Annotated in this window: 13 protein-coding genes; 2 read left to right on the top strand and 11 right to left on the bottom strand. The window is 37.0% G+C overall.

Features of this window, described 5'->3' with window-relative positions:
- Positions 1–192 precede the first annotated feature (192 nt).
- Positions 193–582, top strand: a complete 390-nt coding sequence (locus tag AN213_RS01435; RefSeq protein ID WP_055196976.1) for an AlpA family transcriptional regulator — start codon at positions 193–195, stop codon at positions 580–582.
- Between the two features lie 78 nt (positions 583–660).
- Here AN213_RS01435 and AN213_RS01430 read toward each other — a convergent pair whose 3' ends face one another.
- The 3 genes from AN213_RS01430 to AN213_RS01425 all read right to left on the bottom strand — a co-directional run bounded on the left by AN213_RS01430 (position 661) and on the right by AN213_RS01425 (position 2,609).
- Complete coding sequence (locus tag AN213_RS01430; RefSeq protein ID WP_055196974.1) at positions 661–1,833, bottom strand: tyrosine-type recombinase/integrase; 1,173 nt, start codon at positions 1,831–1,833, stop codon at positions 661–663.
- A 13-nt stretch (positions 1,834–1,846) separates the two neighbouring features.
- Positions 1,847–2,041, bottom strand: coding sequence for a hypothetical protein (locus tag AN213_RS19995; RefSeq protein WP_036967257.1), 195 nt, complete (start codon positions 2,039–2,041; stop codon positions 1,847–1,849).
- 85 nt (positions 2,042–2,126) lie between these two features.
- Positions 2,127–2,609, bottom strand: a complete 483-nt coding sequence (locus AN213_RS01425; protein WP_055196972.1) for a hypothetical protein — start codon at positions 2,607–2,609, stop codon at positions 2,127–2,129.
- 221 nt (positions 2,610–2,830) lie between these two features.
- Between AN213_RS01425 and AN213_RS01420 the strand changes: the two genes are divergently transcribed.
- A complete protein-coding gene (locus AN213_RS01420; protein ID WP_055196970.1) occupies positions 2,831–3,442 on the top strand; it encodes a hypothetical protein in 612 nt (203 codons plus the stop codon).
- A gap of 1,027 nt (positions 3,443–4,469) precedes the next feature.
- On the opposite strand, the gene AN213_RS01415 is transcribed toward AN213_RS01420, so the two are convergent.
- The 8 genes from AN213_RS01415 to AN213_RS01380 form a co-directional block, all read right to left on the bottom strand.
- Positions 4,470–4,868 (bottom strand): hypothetical protein, encoded by a 399-nt coding sequence (locus AN213_RS01415; RefSeq protein ID WP_036967265.1) that lies wholly within the window; start codon positions 4,866–4,868, stop codon positions 4,470–4,472.
- Positions 4,869–4,960: 92 nt separating this feature from the next.
- Positions 4,961–5,197, bottom strand: coding sequence for a hypothetical protein (locus tag AN213_RS01410; RefSeq protein ID WP_055196968.1), 237 nt, complete (start codon positions 5,195–5,197; stop codon positions 4,961–4,963).
- Between the two features lie 65 nt (positions 5,198–5,262).
- Positions 5,263–6,585, bottom strand: coding sequence for a hypothetical protein (locus AN213_RS01405; RefSeq protein WP_055196966.1), 1,323 nt, complete (start codon positions 6,583–6,585; stop codon positions 5,263–5,265).
- Between the two features lie 2 nt (positions 6,586–6,587).
- On the bottom strand, positions 6,588–7,238 hold the full coding sequence (locus AN213_RS01400) for a HEPN domain-containing protein (RefSeq protein ID WP_055196964.1): 651 nt from the start codon (positions 7,236–7,238) through the stop codon (positions 6,588–6,590).
- 15 nt (positions 7,239–7,253) lie between these two features.
- Positions 7,254–10,373 (bottom strand): type III restriction-modification system endonuclease, encoded by a 3,120-nt coding sequence (locus tag AN213_RS01395; RefSeq protein ID WP_055196962.1) that lies wholly within the window; start codon positions 10,371–10,373, stop codon positions 7,254–7,256.
- A gap of 10 nt (positions 10,374–10,383) precedes the next feature.
- Positions 10,384–12,270, bottom strand: coding sequence for a site-specific DNA-methyltransferase (locus AN213_RS01390; RefSeq protein ID WP_055196960.1), 1,887 nt, complete (start codon positions 12,268–12,270; stop codon positions 10,384–10,386).
- A 41-nt stretch (positions 12,271–12,311) separates the two neighbouring features.
- Complete coding sequence (locus tag AN213_RS01385; protein WP_055196958.1) at positions 12,312–13,001, bottom strand: DUF4391 domain-containing protein; 690 nt, start codon at positions 12,999–13,001, stop codon at positions 12,312–12,314.
- On the bottom strand, positions 13,001–16,291 hold the full coding sequence (locus AN213_RS01380) for a helicase-related protein (RefSeq protein WP_036967276.1): 3,291 nt from the start codon (positions 16,289–16,291) through the stop codon (positions 13,001–13,003). Before AN213_RS01380 ends, AN213_RS01385 begins: the two co-directional genes overlap by 1 nt.

Genomic DNA, 16,291 nt, shown 5'->3' with positions numbered 1-16,291 from the left:
CTACTCACCCACTAGCAACACACTACAAACCACAATTTTACTGCACACCACAATTTTAAAGGGCTTCAGAGCATTTGGTGCATTTTTGCTATTCATCAAAAATAAGCCAAAATACACGATTTATGCACGAAAAAATCGCCACATTTAGTGTTTACTACTAGGCTAAACTCACTTTATTAGCTGGTGATAAACATGAATTCCAAAGACAAAAAAGCAATTGTTATGCTGCTCGATAATATAGAATTACGATCCAAACATACTATTGCAGAGCTTCAACTGCTCGTTAGACAAATTGACTCAATTAAAGAACTAATTCACCGTAATGATGTTCAGCAACCGAACTATGAACAAATAAAAGAGCTAGTACAGAATGAAACTCCTTCTCTTCGCCCAACAAGTCCAAACGATCTGATCAGACGCGAAGAAGTTATTAATATGACTGGTCTATCCCGTTCAACTATATACACTCTTATGAAAAATTCTGAATTTCCATTAAGCATTAAGTTATCAGAGCGTTCTGTTGCATGGCGGCGTGGTGACATTCAAGACTGGATAAGCAATAAAATCACTTCTAAAAATTAACTAGTAAACAAATAGCCAAAAACCACTGCTTATAGAAGCAATGGTTTTTGGCTATTTGTCTTGGCTGAATATACGCTATTAAGCTGCATTCTCCCTTTTTGATTTTTTTTCATATGCGTCAATAAAGTTACCGTAGTGTTGATAAAGCTGCTGCGGTGATTTATGACCCATAAGTTTGGTCAACTTCCATAAGTTCATGCCTTTTGAGATGTTACGTGTAGCGAAGGTATGCCTAAGTTGATAGGGATACCGATATTTCACCTCCGCCCTTTCTAAAACTTTAGACCATTGATGCTTTCTAAAAGAGTCTTGGTTCCAGTGTTCACCCTTGCTATTGAGGAAAACATATTCGCTATCATGTTTATTCATTTCTTCTTCGAGTAGTTCAGCAACTTCATGAGAAATCGGAATTGAACGCCTTCCGCTAATCGTTTTTGTTCCCTTCGTTTGCTTTTCTACTACAGCCTCATAAATAGTAACTTCACGGGAGATTAAACAGACATCTTGCTTTTTTAATGCAACCCATTCACTGGAACGAACACCTGTTTCATTGCAAAACTGAATAATGGTTTTTACAGTTCCCTCGGAAGCATCAACAATCTTATCGATTTCATTCGGAGTAAATGGAGTCACAGCATTATGTTGTTTACGAGCATTCACATTGCTTTCAACTTTAATATGCTTGCCAACCTTAAAACCAGCAGCGGGATTTTGAACTATCAATTTATCGATAATTGCATCATCAAGTGCTGAGCGAAGAACAGACAATCGATTAGATATCGTTTTTGCTTTTACTTTTGTACTTGAAGCCTTAACAAAATTCACCAACATCAGTTGATCTAGCTCTGTCACCTTAACCAACCATAAGGGTTTTAAACCATTTCGTGACTTTTTATAACCAGTCACAGTTGATGGTGCTAACCCGCGCTCTTCAGCATTTTCAATATATCTATCAACATAATCTTTAACAGTCGCGCCAGTTACTGCACCGCCAAATAATTCCAGTTTTTTTGATTTTGGGAAGTAGTCAGCATAGAAAAAAGTGCCTTTTGCAATTTTATTTTTAATTTCACCTAGCATGTTGCTTGCTGAATTCATGCCTTGTTGGTTAACTTGATAGCCAACTGTTTCTCGACATTGAACACCTTTATACGTGAAGGCCAATTGAATTGATGATGCCAGTTCATTGTTATAACGTATTGAGACACCGCGTGCCTTCTTTAATTTTTCTGCATCTTTTTTTAAAATCATTATTGTTCTCCGCTTACATAAACTCTAAACTGCCTTCTCGCCACCATTTTTCAACCCCCTCTAGATCGATGGCTCTTTCTCTTACATTCTTATTTTTGTGATAATGCACTCCCAAAACCCAATGACCTCGCTCAATACGACGCTTAACAGCATTCTCATTTTCACCACTCATTACACAATATTGCGTTAACGGAACTACTCTTAACATAACGATTTCTCAGACCTTTATTCTGGTGTTGAAATTAATAATTTAAAAAACAAATGCAACTCGTAATTGAGTTCATTCGAAGCGGCTACCAGCCGCGGTAATTGAGCATTAGCTTTGTCAAAAGCGCTTTGCTTTTCTCATCTAAAGATGTGCAAGCGCTGCTAAAAAGGGCTGTTGCTGGAATGTTTGGAGCATAAGAGTCAATGTCTTTGAGAACTTTTATGTACCCCTGTTTTTCCAGTTCAAACAGGAAATTCTCTTGTAAAATTTCGATAACAGCGCGAGTGTTATAAATGCTGGCTAAAGCAAATCTAATCGTCTGCTCTCCTGAAGATGCACAGCCACTATTCAACAACCGTTTAACATCAACTGACAAATCAGTGAGCCTTTCAACGTCTATTAACGATTTGTCGCTGTTTACTGAAATAGCATCATTGCAATATTGACTAGCCAGTAACTTAACAGCAGACACAAACTCATCCTTATTTTTAGGGGAACGGTGAGGATAATCTATAGGCTCAACAACATTGATTGTCTCAGGTTCATTCTTAAATCGAGGGTAATTCATATTTTGACTCAACTTTATTAAAGGTTTTACAGTTCTTGCTTCAATTTCGTGAAAGCAAAACTAGTTTGCATATATTTTTTATCTATTTGAATGTAGTAATAAAATTAATTCTAAAATACTTTTTACCAATGAGGGTAAGACTCATAACTACTTGAATATGCGTAAGTAAAGCACAATATAGTTCTAAGCATTTTTACAAAAAGAACGGGTATTATTTAGTTATGTTTAGTGTAATAACTGAAAAAGAATCTTATGAGTTAAAACAAACAGCCAGTCGTTACTTCAATATGCTTAGAAATTATCAGGACTTTCTAGATAATGATTCTGATGATAAACCGCCACACCCGATATATATAAGACGCAAATTTCATATGAGTCATGCTGAGTTTTACAAAATACGGCGACAATATACTGGTATGAACGAAGGGCAAATAGCCGAACTGTTAGAGCTTCATGCATCGCTTGAAAAGCTAAAAAAGAGGGAAAGCGAAATAAGAGCATTCAAAGCAATTCAATTCGCATACTTTGAAGCATGTAAATCTGACAAGAAAAGGCGATATGATGCAGACAAAATTGGAACTGCCCATAAATTAACCAGAGAGGAAAAGCTAGAGTTTTTCAATGTAAAATCAGTCAAAAAAGGCGACCTAAAAGCTAATGATCATAAGAATATATTAATAGAAGAAAGCCTATCTCTTTTATTGAAAGCACAACCTGACATTAATATTGAGCAAGCATTTGAACTTTCTTGTCAAATAATGAATCAGAAACTCCTTAAAGAGCGAGTGAACAGCACATATAAAAAACTAAAAAGTCAATTAAGAAGTGAATAGTTACCCACAAATCCGTACAACAACAAGGCGGGTAATAATTTGTTATAAATAAATGTTCAAAAAACGAGCGGTAAAGCGGTAAGTTTATGAATTTATAATGTTTTATTAAGGCGGGTATTATTTTGTTAGGTTTGTTTGACACATGAGTTATGTTTTACTGAAAAATCATTGGTTAAAAGTTTTAACATAATGAATTTAAAGTGTTTAAGCGGGTATAAATTTGTTATGTTTGACGGGTATTATTTTGTTATAAATAACTGAAAAATACCCAACCAATATAACTAAAAAGTACCCGTGTAAGTCATTGATGCAAAACTATATTCGTTGAAAATATGATTTTGAAACATAACTGAAAAATACCCGCATAACAAAATAATACCCGTTTTTTAATAGCAAAATCATGCGGTTATCACGTTTGATACCTTTTTGAGGTATCCCCTCTAGATCTAGATATTAGATAAAGAGATAGATAGAAAAGGAGAATGATGATTTTTTATCTTAATTTTTTATGATGCTAATTTAAGTTGTTAGTCTTTTTTTTAAGTGGTATTTCAAAAATAATAGACTTATAAGCCTCTCTAACGAGTTTTAATTGAAAATTTGAGGCGTGGTGCCATTGATTTAATTTAAGCATCTCAAAATCCCATTGAGGAGCTTTTATTCGAATTTACGTTGTGCATCTCGAAAATGAACCTTGAAATGCATAACTATGCAAAAATTATTCACTTGGGTAAAAAAAAGCCCACTATGTGAGTGGGCAAATGAGAACACTAACTAACGAGGACTTGTGAGTTTTCATACTCATCTTATTGTTCAAATTTTTTGTAGAGCCATTTGGCAACGGTTGGTATTAGCCAAGCTCCTTGCAAACAATATTAACGTCGCAAATAAGGCATATTAAAATAACGTCATACCAGCGCTCGTGTATTCAGCGCAAAACACGGACGGCATGTTAGAATTATAAATACAGCCATTGGATGGATGACTAATGCCAGTTTTAGCACTTTGTGAATGAGCACAGGTATATTTAAAACTCCGCATTCATCGACATTGAGATATCATCACCCCAACAACATGCACCGTGGGCATCATCGAATGTCACAAAATTATCATCGATAAGCATAAAGCCGCTACTTGATGAATCATGTTCAATACTTGAGCTGCTTGAGTCATCAAAACAGGTATCTGTAATATCCATTGGTGAACAACTAGTATCCAATGCATCGCTAACGCCGACATCAATTGATTCGCCAAATGGATTAACGCCAACGTCAATGCAGCTATTGTCTATTAATGCTAATCCAGTTGATGGATTGACTCCTGTAACAGTAACCTCAAAAGTCTCTGTAAGGGCCATTGGTTCCGAGCTTGGTGAATCATACTCAACAGTGCAATGATCAAATAGTTGGTAACTTAATAAATTCATAATTCTATACCTGTTTTGTTTCGGTACTTCTTGAACTTAATGAAAATTGAATGAGATGCAAACAAAAAAAGCGCTCAATGGAGCGCTTCAGGTTATTGTCGATATTTCTTCTTAAGTTTGAGTTTGAAAATCCTCATACTAAGTTCCAACAAGCTTGTTACAAACCAAGCTATGAGGGCATATCCTCCTTGAAATGGATACGATTCATGTAGCTCCATACCAACAACTCGTTCAAGAATAATAGTGATTAAAACCACAGTTGATAATATCTTGAAGATCGTTGCCAATTTACTAATGAAAAACAATCTAAGTCTTTGATTTGAAGTCATGCAGTCCTCCTTTGTTTTGTCCTGCATGACTATGTAGTTTTAGCTTAAGGGAATTTTTGACAAACCTAAGCTGACGGTGAAGTGCTCTTTTTGCTTATGTCTAATGCCGATTTGAGACTGTACGCCATAGAACCATTTTTAGTATTTGATAGCTTTCTCTCTATCATGTTCTCTATTGTGCTATAGCTACTGCCTTTTATTGAGGTATATTTTGTCACAATGTTTATTTTACCTAGTCGCTGGTTTTCACTATATAAATTTGAATTGCTGTCCAGATACAATTCTGAGCTAATTGTCCCCTCTAGATATATAAGAAGGTTTTCAGCTGTTTTAGAGTTTCTTCTAAGTTCAGATTTAATTCTTTTGTTTCTATATGTACCTTCTAATCTCAAGAACTTTGGTGTTGTAAAATCCACGGCTGGATTAGATATTAAATTCTGTGTAATGCACCATTTATTTTTTAAATTTAGTGGTATAGGTTTAGATATATAAGCCAGATCTTGAGAGACAATATATGCAGTGCCTGAATTCTTCGATTTCTTTTTAGGTGGGCAAAAGTAAATCTTAAGCTTGGTGTTATGCCAATCTTTACCTAATTTTTTGTTCAAGCTCTTATTTGTAAAGGTCAACTCATAATTATGAGCTAAATATTTAAAATTAAACTTTGTGCTAGTTCCTAAATCTTGTGTAGAAATAACTTCTGTCAACTTTAACCGTTTGAAAGGAATAGAAGAGTTTCCTTTTATAAATTTATTCGCTCTTTTCGCTTTAATTGAGGATAAAGGTATAGATACTGTTGATGGCTTCTTAGCATTAGCTTCAAATGCATAAAAACCGTCATTAAATTGGAGCTTACACACTGCTCCATTAACGTTTACCTGAAATAAGTAGGATGCAATGTGTTTATCTAAATTAAAGAAATGTTTGAGCTTAGACATTTCTATCTCGGCGATTAACTCTTGCTTTTCAGTCTTTACTTTCAGTCTAAGCTTTTTGCCTTCAGCGAAAACAACATGAGCGATGTAAAAAGCAGGTTGCCATTTCTTTAATTCCCAATCCGGTTTTTCAGCTATTTTTCTCGGTTGGCTAATAGAAAGTGAACTATGGACGCTTGTACATGGATGCTTAGGCCAAGGAGGGCCAAGCTCATCAAAAAAAACTCTTGCTCCATTCGGGTGTTCATAATAAAAAACTGTAGCACCACAGACAGGACACATAGCGTTAGGAGTGGTATAGCCAGAAGAAGATGAGTATGTATTTGCTGGCAAATTTATCTTCTTTATTCCAGCTGCTTTTTTCTGGGGAGCTGTCCTTTTGGCTGAGTAGTTCGATGCACCAGGAATGAAAATTCGTCTTCCATCAGCAAGGGTTCTCCATCCTCCTGACATAGTTACTCCTTCACCACTGGGTAATTTGCACTTCCCCAAAGCACTTGAGGATTATCCATCATGATATCTACTATTATTGGAACGAGCTTACTTAGAAATGCTACTCCATCTCTAATTTGTGCACGGTTTGCTGAGCTTTGCCAAGTTGCACCACCGTGTATTAGTTGGTTTCTCAGCGTATATAAGCGTTGAAGGACAATGGCTACTAAAAGATCTGTGCGCTTAGAAGAAAGTGCGTTATTGGCGGCAACTTTTGCCTTAGCAAATCGTTCTTTCCACTCTCGTTCGGTCAACTTAGCATTATGGTAATCCCAAAATGGTTGATAAACATATTGGTTATCGAGCAATACGCGCACGCTTGATGAAAACTCAGCCCATATCAGGTCATAGAGCTTGTTAGCTTCGTCTAGTTCGACAAGCTTGGCTATGAAAAGAGAAAAAGCTTCTGACTCGCTATGCCTTAACACTTCGGTGTCTTGTGCGTATGCAGCATTAAATGCAATCCAGAGGAATATGAATTGACTGTCTTGGTCATCGTTACATTGCTCTGATTTATCTAGCCAGCTGAGAGCACGATGTACTCTCAGCCCTAAATTGTCAGAAAAGTCACTTCTTATTTCACGTTGTTTTCTTTTTAATGACGTGAAGTCCATTTCATTAATCCTTTTTTATTTTTGCCCAACCACTTTAAGTAAGTCGTTATAACTAGCTACCATATTGAACTTAACTTTTTCAGCTTCATCATCTACCTCTACTTCTTGCTCTAATCGTTTGAAGAACTTCTTGGCACATTCAATCTTGGCCTCTTCAATCTTTTTAAGTTGCATGGTAGACATCGAACCTTTTGTTTCGGCAATGAACAATACATGCTTTACCGTTCCATCTTTAAAGGCGATAGCCCAGTCAGGGTTATAGCCTTCAGTGCCTAATGGTGTTGGTATCGTAAAGCCTTTTGGTAGTTTGGCGTATACCTCAATCTCATTACTGGTATCTAACTCTTCGATAAACTTACGTTCAACTTTTGAATCGGTTGAAGCAAAGTCATACACATGTTTTTTCAGATTCTCGACAACTTTACTAAAGTCGTTAATCACCTGGTTTTGAGTGAAGATGTCGGTATCATACGTTTCATCTATTAAGTCATAAGATAGCTGTTGAATTGTTGCTGTAGCTTTTTCTTCATTGATTAATCGGGTCGCTTCACTGATAAATTGCTCTGGGTTAACTTTGAACTTATCAAACTTTTCAGCTGCAATCCCTTGTAAAACTGCACACACTGTTTTACGGGTAAGCTTTGTATCTTCCGCGATTTCACCAATTAGGTCATAGGGAACAGACGATTGAATAGGTGCATTGTGCAATTGTCTATCTGTTTCTCTAACTTCAAATCCTGCGCCTTGTTTTAGCTGGTCTTCAGTCAGCTTATCTCTTTGGTCACCCACTTCAATCGTATATTGGAGCGGTGTAACATGAAGGTGCTCATTTATGGCAGCGATAGATTTCTTAACTAACTCATCCGAGTCGAAGTTAACTTGATAAACCGCTTTTCGATTGATTTTATTCCAAAGCTTTTGAAACGCTTTTTTCTCAAAATTAGCATTTAATACATTAGATTTAGGTTTACGATCATCTGTGATTTCAGGTATTTGTGCCTGGCTAAATACTCCGTTAATTAGCTCAATAACTTGTTCACCATATGGAACAAGCGATTCAGGAAGCTTACCTAATTCATCGTTTTTAAGCTCAGCATGATATAAGTCGGTAATTTCATCGTTGTCATCAACATAATCATTCTTGATAAGGTAGCGCTCAATTGCTCTTGCCATATCCTCATCGACAACAACATCGCCTTGTTCTGTTTTGATCACTTTATTTAAGAAATACGCTTTATCTGCTTTCTTCGGTCTAGCAGAAAGTGATTCGCTGATATCACTTTGTAGCCCTTTAACAAAGTCGCCAAAGCTCTCATTTGCGACAACGGTAAGCACATTAGTCTCATGGACTGTAGCGGGATGGTCTTGACGTTCACCATGTTGGTTTACCGATATACGTAAACCACGGCCAACCTCCTGGCGACGTGAAACAACATTATCGTAGTCTGCGTGTTTGAGCATACAGATTACAAATACGTTAGGGTTATCCCAACCTTCACGAAGAGCTGAATGTGAGAAGATGAAGCGTTTGTCTTCTTCAAAGCTCAATAGTTGTTCTTTCTTTTTCAGAATAAGATCATAAGCAGCCGTTGCACTCTCATCATTTGCTAAGCCTCGCTCTTCACCACGAGTCTTTATTTTTGGATCAACCAGCTTTTTCTTCTTATCAATCGCAAAGTAACCTTCATGAGTATTTGCCCCATCTATCTTAGCTAGATATTTCTTGTAAGGGTCATCACCTGAAAGCTCAGTCAGATACTCTTCTCTCAGTAATTGATACTCTTCTTCAAAGGCTCTGGCGTATTCACCTTTTTCATCTTCTTGGCTGTAGTCACGGTACTTAACAACCTCGTCGATGAAGAATAAAGACAGCACTTTAATGCCTTTACCAAAAAGGCGACGTTCTTTATCTAGATGTGACTTGATAGTGTCACGTATTTGAATTCTGCGCATTACATCTTCAGTAATGTCGTTAGACGCAACACCTACTTGAATACTTTTACCATTTAAAAATTCTACGGTGTCGGTAACAGCGTTAATGTCAGATACTACAAAGTCTTTATATTCCGCCAATTCACCCGATAAGTCGTATAAGCGGTCACCTTTACTGACTTTGATAACCTTACGCTTAATATCACCTGATTTAAGTTTTTGTTCTATTTCTAAACGAGCAACAGGCGCTTTCTTAGAAATTTCAATTTGCTCTAGGTATAAGTAAGCGTTCGTACCAGCTAATCCATTAGTTTTGATACCACGAACAGAAATACGTTTAACCAGTTTTTGGTTATAAGCGTCCAACGCATCTAACCGATGGATTTTGTTGTGTACCGTTTTGTGAGTTGCAGAGTAACGTAAAATAAAAAGAGGGTTAAACTTAGGCAGAGACTTCTGAGTTGCAGGCCCTTCCATTTTCTGAGGTTCATCCAATATTAAAATTGGACGGTTAGCACTAATAACATCAATTGGGCGGCGACTTTGAAAATCGTCTAGTTCTTCATATATCTTACGATTATCCGCACCAGTAGCCGCAAATGCCTGGATATTGATCACCATCACATTGATGCCAGCGTCAGACGAAAAACTTTCTATTTTATGAAGGTCTTTAGAGTTATAAACGAAAGATCGAATTTTCTTTCCGTATATCTGGTTAAAATGATCGGCGGTTATCTCTAATGATTTATGAACACCCTCACGTATAGCTATGGTCGGCACCATAATAATGAATTTAGACCAACCATATTGTTTGTTTAACTCGAAAATGGACTTTATATAGCAGTAAGTTTTACCTGTACCCGTTTCCATTTCGATATCGAGGTTGATGTCTGCCCCTGGGCTATAATTCTTTTTAACCTTTCCTTTATCATCGGTGCAATGATTTAAATCATTAGATAGTGGTAGGTTTTGCGACTTTTGAATATCGTGAATATTCTCTAGTATCTGATCTGCTGATAATTTAATTTCGGCGTTCTTAAAGCCTTCTCCATCAAACTGTGCAGATTGTGTCTGACCTTTTTTCACCAAACCAGGGTCAATTCGATATTGAATACCTGCTGTATTTGGTTGACCACGAAAGCAGTCGATAACTGACTCAACTGATTTCTTCTGGTATTCAAGCGGTTTAAAGTTAAGCTTCATTTTTCACCTCTTAAATAGACTTAACGTCTGTTATTGGTGAAATTTGCTTAAATATCTGTTCAACGTTTATCTTTACAGAATCATTGGCAAAACCATCATCACGAAATACAACTCGAAGTGGCTGCTTCTCTGCCAATTCTTTAATTAATTCATTTGATATGTTTCTACTAAAACAAGCGATTAAGTCAGCGCTTTCACCGTCTTCATCGGCATTCACATAGAAAACATCTTTTGATGCTATTTTCTGTTTAGATATTGGCAGAGTTAAGCCTACGCCCCAATCGAGTAACACTTGGAATAATAAATCTTCATCCGTTCGATCTTCTTTAATATTTATGACCTGCGCAAACATATCCTCCTGACTAACAAGTTCAGGGCTATAAAAGACATCAGTCATATTTGAATAATCTATTTTTAAAACTCTAAAGCCAGTATCAACCGATGCCCCTTCTGAAGAGTCCCTGATTTCTTTTCCTACCCGTCTTAACCTTTCTTTTGAAACTTCGGAAATATTTAAAAAACCAGCTTTAAACGGATCACTACCTTCTTTGCACACTTCAGGGAGTTGAACTAAGACAAACTTTCTAGCACCGTTGTCTTCCTTGTTCAAAGCCATTACCGAATGTCCTGTAGCAGCTGAGCCAGCAAAGAAATCTAATACAATATCCTCTGATTTGGTTGCTATTCTAAGTAACCTTGTTATCAAAGATGAAGGTTTTGGGGTTTCAAAAACTACTTTTCCATCAAATATTTTGGCTAACTCTTTTGAAGCTGTGCTATTCGAACCAACATCATTTAATAAGGTTGAAGCAACTGTGCCTGCCCGTGTTTGTGATAAAAAACGTTTATCCATTGGACGACCATCACCATTTTTACCCCAGTAAACACTTCCTTCTTCAATCTTCTTCTTCATTATGTCTTCTGGCACTGCCCACATTCTACCTTCAGGTGGTAAATGTTCTTGGCCTGTTCTAGGGTTAACCACTGTATACAACAAACTAGGTGTTGCCCTTCCGCCTTTCGCCGCCGCGGTTATATTGTCAGGTTTCCACCTGCCTCTAGGGTCATTGTCGGGGTTTTTATAATCTTTGTCTTTTTCAGCATCTCTAGGGAGTAAGTGAAGCTCTGTTTTAGTATGGTCTTTGGCATACATTAGAACATACTCGTGAACAGAACCTACAACAACGTTGTTAGGGGCTGTCTTCTTAACCCAAATAAAAGACTCAATGAAATTAGCTTCTCCAAAAATTTCATCACAAACCTGCTTTAAATTTGAATATTCTTCATCATCTATTGAGATAAATATTACACCTTCATCCTTGAGTAGCCTATGAGCAAGTTTTATACGAGAGTAGATCATAGTTAACCAATCGGAATGAAACCTACCGTTGGACTCTTGATTGGCTATTAGTTGATTTTTTTCTTCATCTATTTGATTACTCTTCAAGAGAAAAGAATCAACGCTATCTGCAAAGTTATCTTTGTAAATAAAATCTTTTCCAGTGTTATAAGGTGGATCTATATATATTGCTTTTATTTTTCCAAGATATGTTTCTTGCAGTAGCTTTAAAGCTTCAAGGTTATCGCCTTCAATAAATAGATTTTCTGTCGTATCAAAATTTACACTTTCATCTGAAAATGGGCGCAAGGTTTTAGCAATAGGCGCGTTAGCTGTTAAGAGTGCTTCCTTTTTGCCAGGCCAGTTAAGTTGATAGCGCTCCTGAGGGCCTTCAACAATTACATCTGAAAGTTCTTGCTTTAATTGATCAAAATCTATCGCTAATTTTAAATTGCCATTTACATCTTTGGCTTCAGTTATGCAATTCGGAAAAAGGTTTCTGATCTTTTCAATATTTCCCTGAGATAAGTCGGGCGAGTGCATTTTTAACTTGTCCATTCTTTCTGTCCTAAATCTTTAATTCTTTATTTAATATTTGTTTAAGCAGTTAACTGTTTTAACTGCTGTTTAATCTGTTTTAATTCAGCGTTGATAGTGACTTTGTTCTTAAACTGTCTTTCATTGCTGAGTTTTCTACTAGCTTGTTGCTGCTTTTTCTCCAAGCTTTTTATCTCATCCAACCGATGGATAAGCTCCGTAAACGATTCATTTTCTCTTAGGTCATAAGGGAGTAATGAAGCCAATAGCTGTTCGTATAAGCCTTTGGTATTCAATGCTACAGGTAATTCGAAACGGGCTAAGTTTTCTTCACCAAGTGAAAGCTCAGATTGATAATATTCCGATAAGCTCACGCCACCATTGACTCCAATGACCTTATAGCAAGCTGTAACATATTGCTTTTTGGTAGTAGTTTTAACTTCAAAAACAATTGGGTGAGGTATGGCTTTGTCGATAGCCTGAAGTACCTCTGTGTTTAGCTGTTCACCTTTTAATTTAATTTCAAAGACTTGTATTTCTGTAATGTCTTTGTGAGCTGCTATATTTAATGTTTGCGCAGATAATTTTTGTGCCCAAATAATTTGCTCTACTTGGGTGACGAACATTTCTTTTAGCTTAGAGTCAGCGTTTGCTTGCTCGTACAGCTTAGTTTTAGGTAAATTTCGGTTCACCTGTGTACCGCTTGGATATTTAAAAAATCCTTTTTTTGAATTTTTAGATAGTTGATCCATTAACACTCCTTTTGAATCACTAAAAAGCTTATTAATTCGAAGTCATCTAGCCCTTGAATTGTGTTAACCAAAGCAGAGGTTTCCCCACTACTAAATAAACTATCAATATCTTGCTCTTCTTTAACCGCAATCATTGAGTGAATTGTATTGGATAGTAGCTCAGAATACTTTTCCATTTCTTTGCCGTCGTTGGTTTGTTCATTGAATATCTTACAAACAGTAGCAACTGGTTCCGATATACCTTTACAAGATGTGCGCACTAGGTCGAGTATGCGTTTGACTTCAGAGTGGTTAGCAATAACTTCACCATGCTCACTGATATAAACTAGGTAATAAGGATGTAGGCGGTTCTTCTGGTCGATATTCACACTTTCATTGACGTTTCTTAATGTGAAAATAACCCCAGGTTTTAAGCCTAGTGATTCATCACTAGGCACAACGGCGTGCATACCATTTGGTATACCTCTAGGCTCACCTTGCTCCTTCACATAGTTAAGTAAGTCCATTCTAAATTCATTTAGACCAAGGTCAGTGATCGATATACCTGTTTTTACATCTTCTAACTCGATGACTTCTTCTTGAAGGCGTTTAAGCTGTTCTTTGCGATAACTCACATCGTTCGCTTTTGCACTGAGTACGTTGTCATCTCCAGTGGCTGTAACGTCCACTATTGTCATGCGGCTTTCAACACGTTCTTTTAAATTAATGTATTCATCTAAAGAAATATCAGGCCAGTAGTTGGCAAGTTGGATTGACTCGTTCGGAGAGCCGATACGGTCTACACGGCCAAAGCGTTGAATTATTCGTACAGGATTCCAATGAATGTCGTAATTAATTAAGTAATCACAATCCTGTAAGTTTTGGCCTTCGGAGATACAGTCGGTAGCGATTAGAAGATCTATCTCTGCTTGTTCATAGGGAAGCACAAGGTGTTTTTCTTTAGACTTAGGAGAGAATAACGTCAGGCACTCTTGTAAGTCATAGCCTTTTTTACCCGTTTTAACCGTCGTTTTTGGATTACCTTGCCCAGTAACTCTAGCCGTATGTAGACCTTTTACTTCAAGTAACTCTCTAGCAAGGTTGCTATATAGGTATTCGGCTGTATCGGCAAATGCAGTGAATATTATGACTTTTTTATTATCAGGGTTTATAGGGTTCTCGATTTTGTCGAGCACGTGTTGTTTCAAGTGTTGAAGCTTAGCATCGTGCTCAGGCGTTATCGTTTTCATTTCCGTTAATAGCGCGGATATGATTTCAAGGTCGCCACTTAAATCTTGCTGCCATGAGGGTAAGTCCATATCCATAAGCTGGATCTTAACTTTTCCGCCAATTTCCATTTCTTGAAATGTTGGTAAATCATCATCTTCTGAATCTACCGCTGCTAGTGCACCCGCGAAGTCATCAATCTCAGTAACGCCATTATTGTCATAGAACGCTTGAATCATTTTGAGCGTGTTCGCATGGTTATCATATAAGCTTTGAAGCGTTAATCTGAAAGCTTCTACAGAGCTTTCTAGTCGTTTCAATAAGTTAGTTGTCATTAATGCAACTAAACTTTTTTCCCTGTCTACTTGGCGTAGTTTACCTTTGCCTCCTTCAACTTCAGTGTCATAGAGATCTTCATACTTTTTGAGACGGCTAGGTAATATGTAGCTAACAGGTGCATAGACAGATAGCTTTAACAGTTTCAATTGAGCGAATATTTCATTCAGGGAAATAACGCCTGGCTTATGTGTCAATGGGCACTGATGAGATAGAGGTTTTCGGCGCGTTGGAAACTTGCCGATATCGCTCGTATCGTAAAACGTCTGAATATGTTTGCGAGATCTTGCAATGGTAACGGCATCAAGCAACTCAAAAAAATCAAATTCTAACGCATTTAAAATTGCCACTGGCGTTCTTTGCTCTGGTTCTAATTTAGACCAGTCATTGAATGCTCTCTGCGCATTTTTAAAAATAGTGTCTATCGATTTTGTAGTGCGTAGCTTCTCGGTTAATTCTTCTTGGTTTCCTTCGTAAGCTAGGGCTAGCTGATTTTTTAAATCGGTGAAGCGGTTATTTACTGGTGTCGCAGAAAGCATTAAAACCTTTGTTTTTACACCAGCTCTGATCACCTTATTCATTAGTTTTTGATAGCGAGTTTCACGATCTTTAACTGGATTGTCGTTTCTGAAATTATGCGACTCATCGATAACGACTAAATCGTAATTGCCCCAATTAATTCGATTAAGAGGTGTACCAAAAGACTCGCCGCTAGTTCTATCCAAATCGGTGTGACAAAGCACATCATAGTTAAAGCGATCTTTCGCAAAGATGTTAGTTTTTAAATTTCTATTGTAGTTCAGCCAGTTATCAGCAAGTTTTTTGGGGCATAGGAGCAAGACAGAGCGATTGCGTAGCTCGTAGTATTTCATCACCGCTAGGGCTGTAAAGGTTTTACCTAAACCTACGGAATCTGCCAAAATACAGCCGTTGTACTGCTCTAGTTTGTTGATAAGGCCAGTTGCGGCATCTTTTTGATAATTAAACAACTTATTCCAGATAAGTGTATCTTGGTATCCTGTTCGATCATTGGGGAGAACGTCTTCATTTAAGTCATCAAGGAATTCAAAGAAAATGTTGTAAAGCATTAAGAAGTAAACTTTTTCTGGCGAGTTTTCTTGATAAATAGATTCGATATGCTCAACGATTGAAGAAGTGACTTCTTTAACTTTGTTGTCGTCCTTCCAAATTTGTTCGAATAATTGAACGTACTGTTGCGACATCATATTGTCATCAATTTTATGAACAAAGTTAGATACTGCATTTCCTTTTTGATACCCCAAATCCACTGCTGTGAAACCATTTATAGGCATATAAGAGGCGTGTTGTTGTTCGCCATCGACAACCGCAAATTGTTGCATGGGAGCATTGGTGGTATTGGATTTAAATGTCGCTTTTTTTCGAATCCAATTTGCGCACTCTCTTGCTATGGCTTTTTGATTTAACTTGTTTCTAAGTTGAATCTCGAATTCTGTGCCGTAAAGACTTGTTTCGCCTTTATTGCTTTTATCTTGTGGGATAAAGAATTCCCGACGTTCTTTCTTTAGTTTGTCGGTTACATTACTTGGCACAAATGTAGGAGAAGTGAAAATAAACTCCAATTCATCAATATCTGCTAATTCATCTTTCAGTGCTTCATAAGCATAAATAGAGAAACATGAGGCGGCTATTCTTAGCTTATCGCCAGATTGAACAGTCTCTTTTAAGTCATCACCTAGTAGGCTATTGATGTTGTCGATTATTTTCAT

Origin of the sequence: Pseudoalteromonas sp. P1-8 (assembly GCF_001399985.1) — a bacterium.
Classification (GTDB): Bacteria; Pseudomonadota; Gammaproteobacteria; order Enterobacterales; family Alteromonadaceae; genus Pseudoalteromonas.
This window is presented reverse-complemented; position numbering and strand designations above follow the sequence as displayed.

Excerpts from the sequence above, each read along its gene's own strand:
- AN213_RS01420 (WP_055196970.1), top strand. The coding sequence starts at position 2,831 with ATGTTTAGTGTAATAACTGAAAAAGAATCTTATGAGTTAAAACAAACA.
- AN213_RS01395 (WP_055196962.1), bottom strand. The coding sequence starts at position 10,373 with ATGAAGCTTAACTTTAAACCGCTTGAATACCAGAAGAAATCAGTTGAG.
- AN213_RS01400 (WP_055196964.1), bottom strand. The coding sequence starts at position 7,238 with ATGGACTTCACGTCATTAAAAAGAAAACAACGTGAAATAAGAAGTGAC.
- AN213_RS01415 (WP_036967265.1), bottom strand. The coding sequence starts at position 4,868 with ATGAATTTATTAAGTTACCAACTATTTGATCATTGCACTGTTGAGTAT.
- AN213_RS01430 (WP_055196974.1), bottom strand. The coding sequence starts at position 1,833 with ATGATTTTAAAAAAAGATGCAGAAAAATTAAAGAAGGCACGCGGTGTC.
- AN213_RS01410 (WP_055196968.1), bottom strand. The coding sequence starts at position 5,197 with ATGACTTCAAATCAAAGACTTAGATTGTTTTTCATTAGTAAATTGGCA.
- AN213_RS01385 (WP_055196958.1), bottom strand. The coding sequence starts at position 13,001 with ATGGATCAACTATCTAAAAATTCAAAAAAAGGATTTTTTAAATATCCA.
- AN213_RS01405 (WP_055196966.1), bottom strand. The coding sequence starts at position 6,585 with ATGTCAGGAGGATGGAGAACCCTTGCTGATGGAAGACGAATTTTCATT.
- AN213_RS01435 (WP_055196976.1), top strand. The coding sequence starts at position 193 with ATGAATTCCAAAGACAAAAAAGCAATTGTTATGCTGCTCGATAATATA.
- AN213_RS01425 (WP_055196972.1), bottom strand. The coding sequence starts at position 2,609 with ATGAATTACCCTCGATTTAAGAATGAACCTGAGACAATCAATGTTGTT.
- AN213_RS01380 (WP_036967276.1), bottom strand. The coding sequence starts at position 16,291 with ATGAAAATAATCGACAACATCAATAGCCTACTAGGTGATGACTTAAAA.
- AN213_RS19995 (WP_036967257.1), bottom strand. The coding sequence starts at position 2,041 with ATGTTAAGAGTAGTTCCGTTAACGCAATATTGTGTAATGAGTGGTGAA.
- AN213_RS01390 (WP_055196960.1), bottom strand. The coding sequence starts at position 12,270 with ATGGACAAGTTAAAAATGCACTCGCCCGACTTATCTCAGGGAAATATT.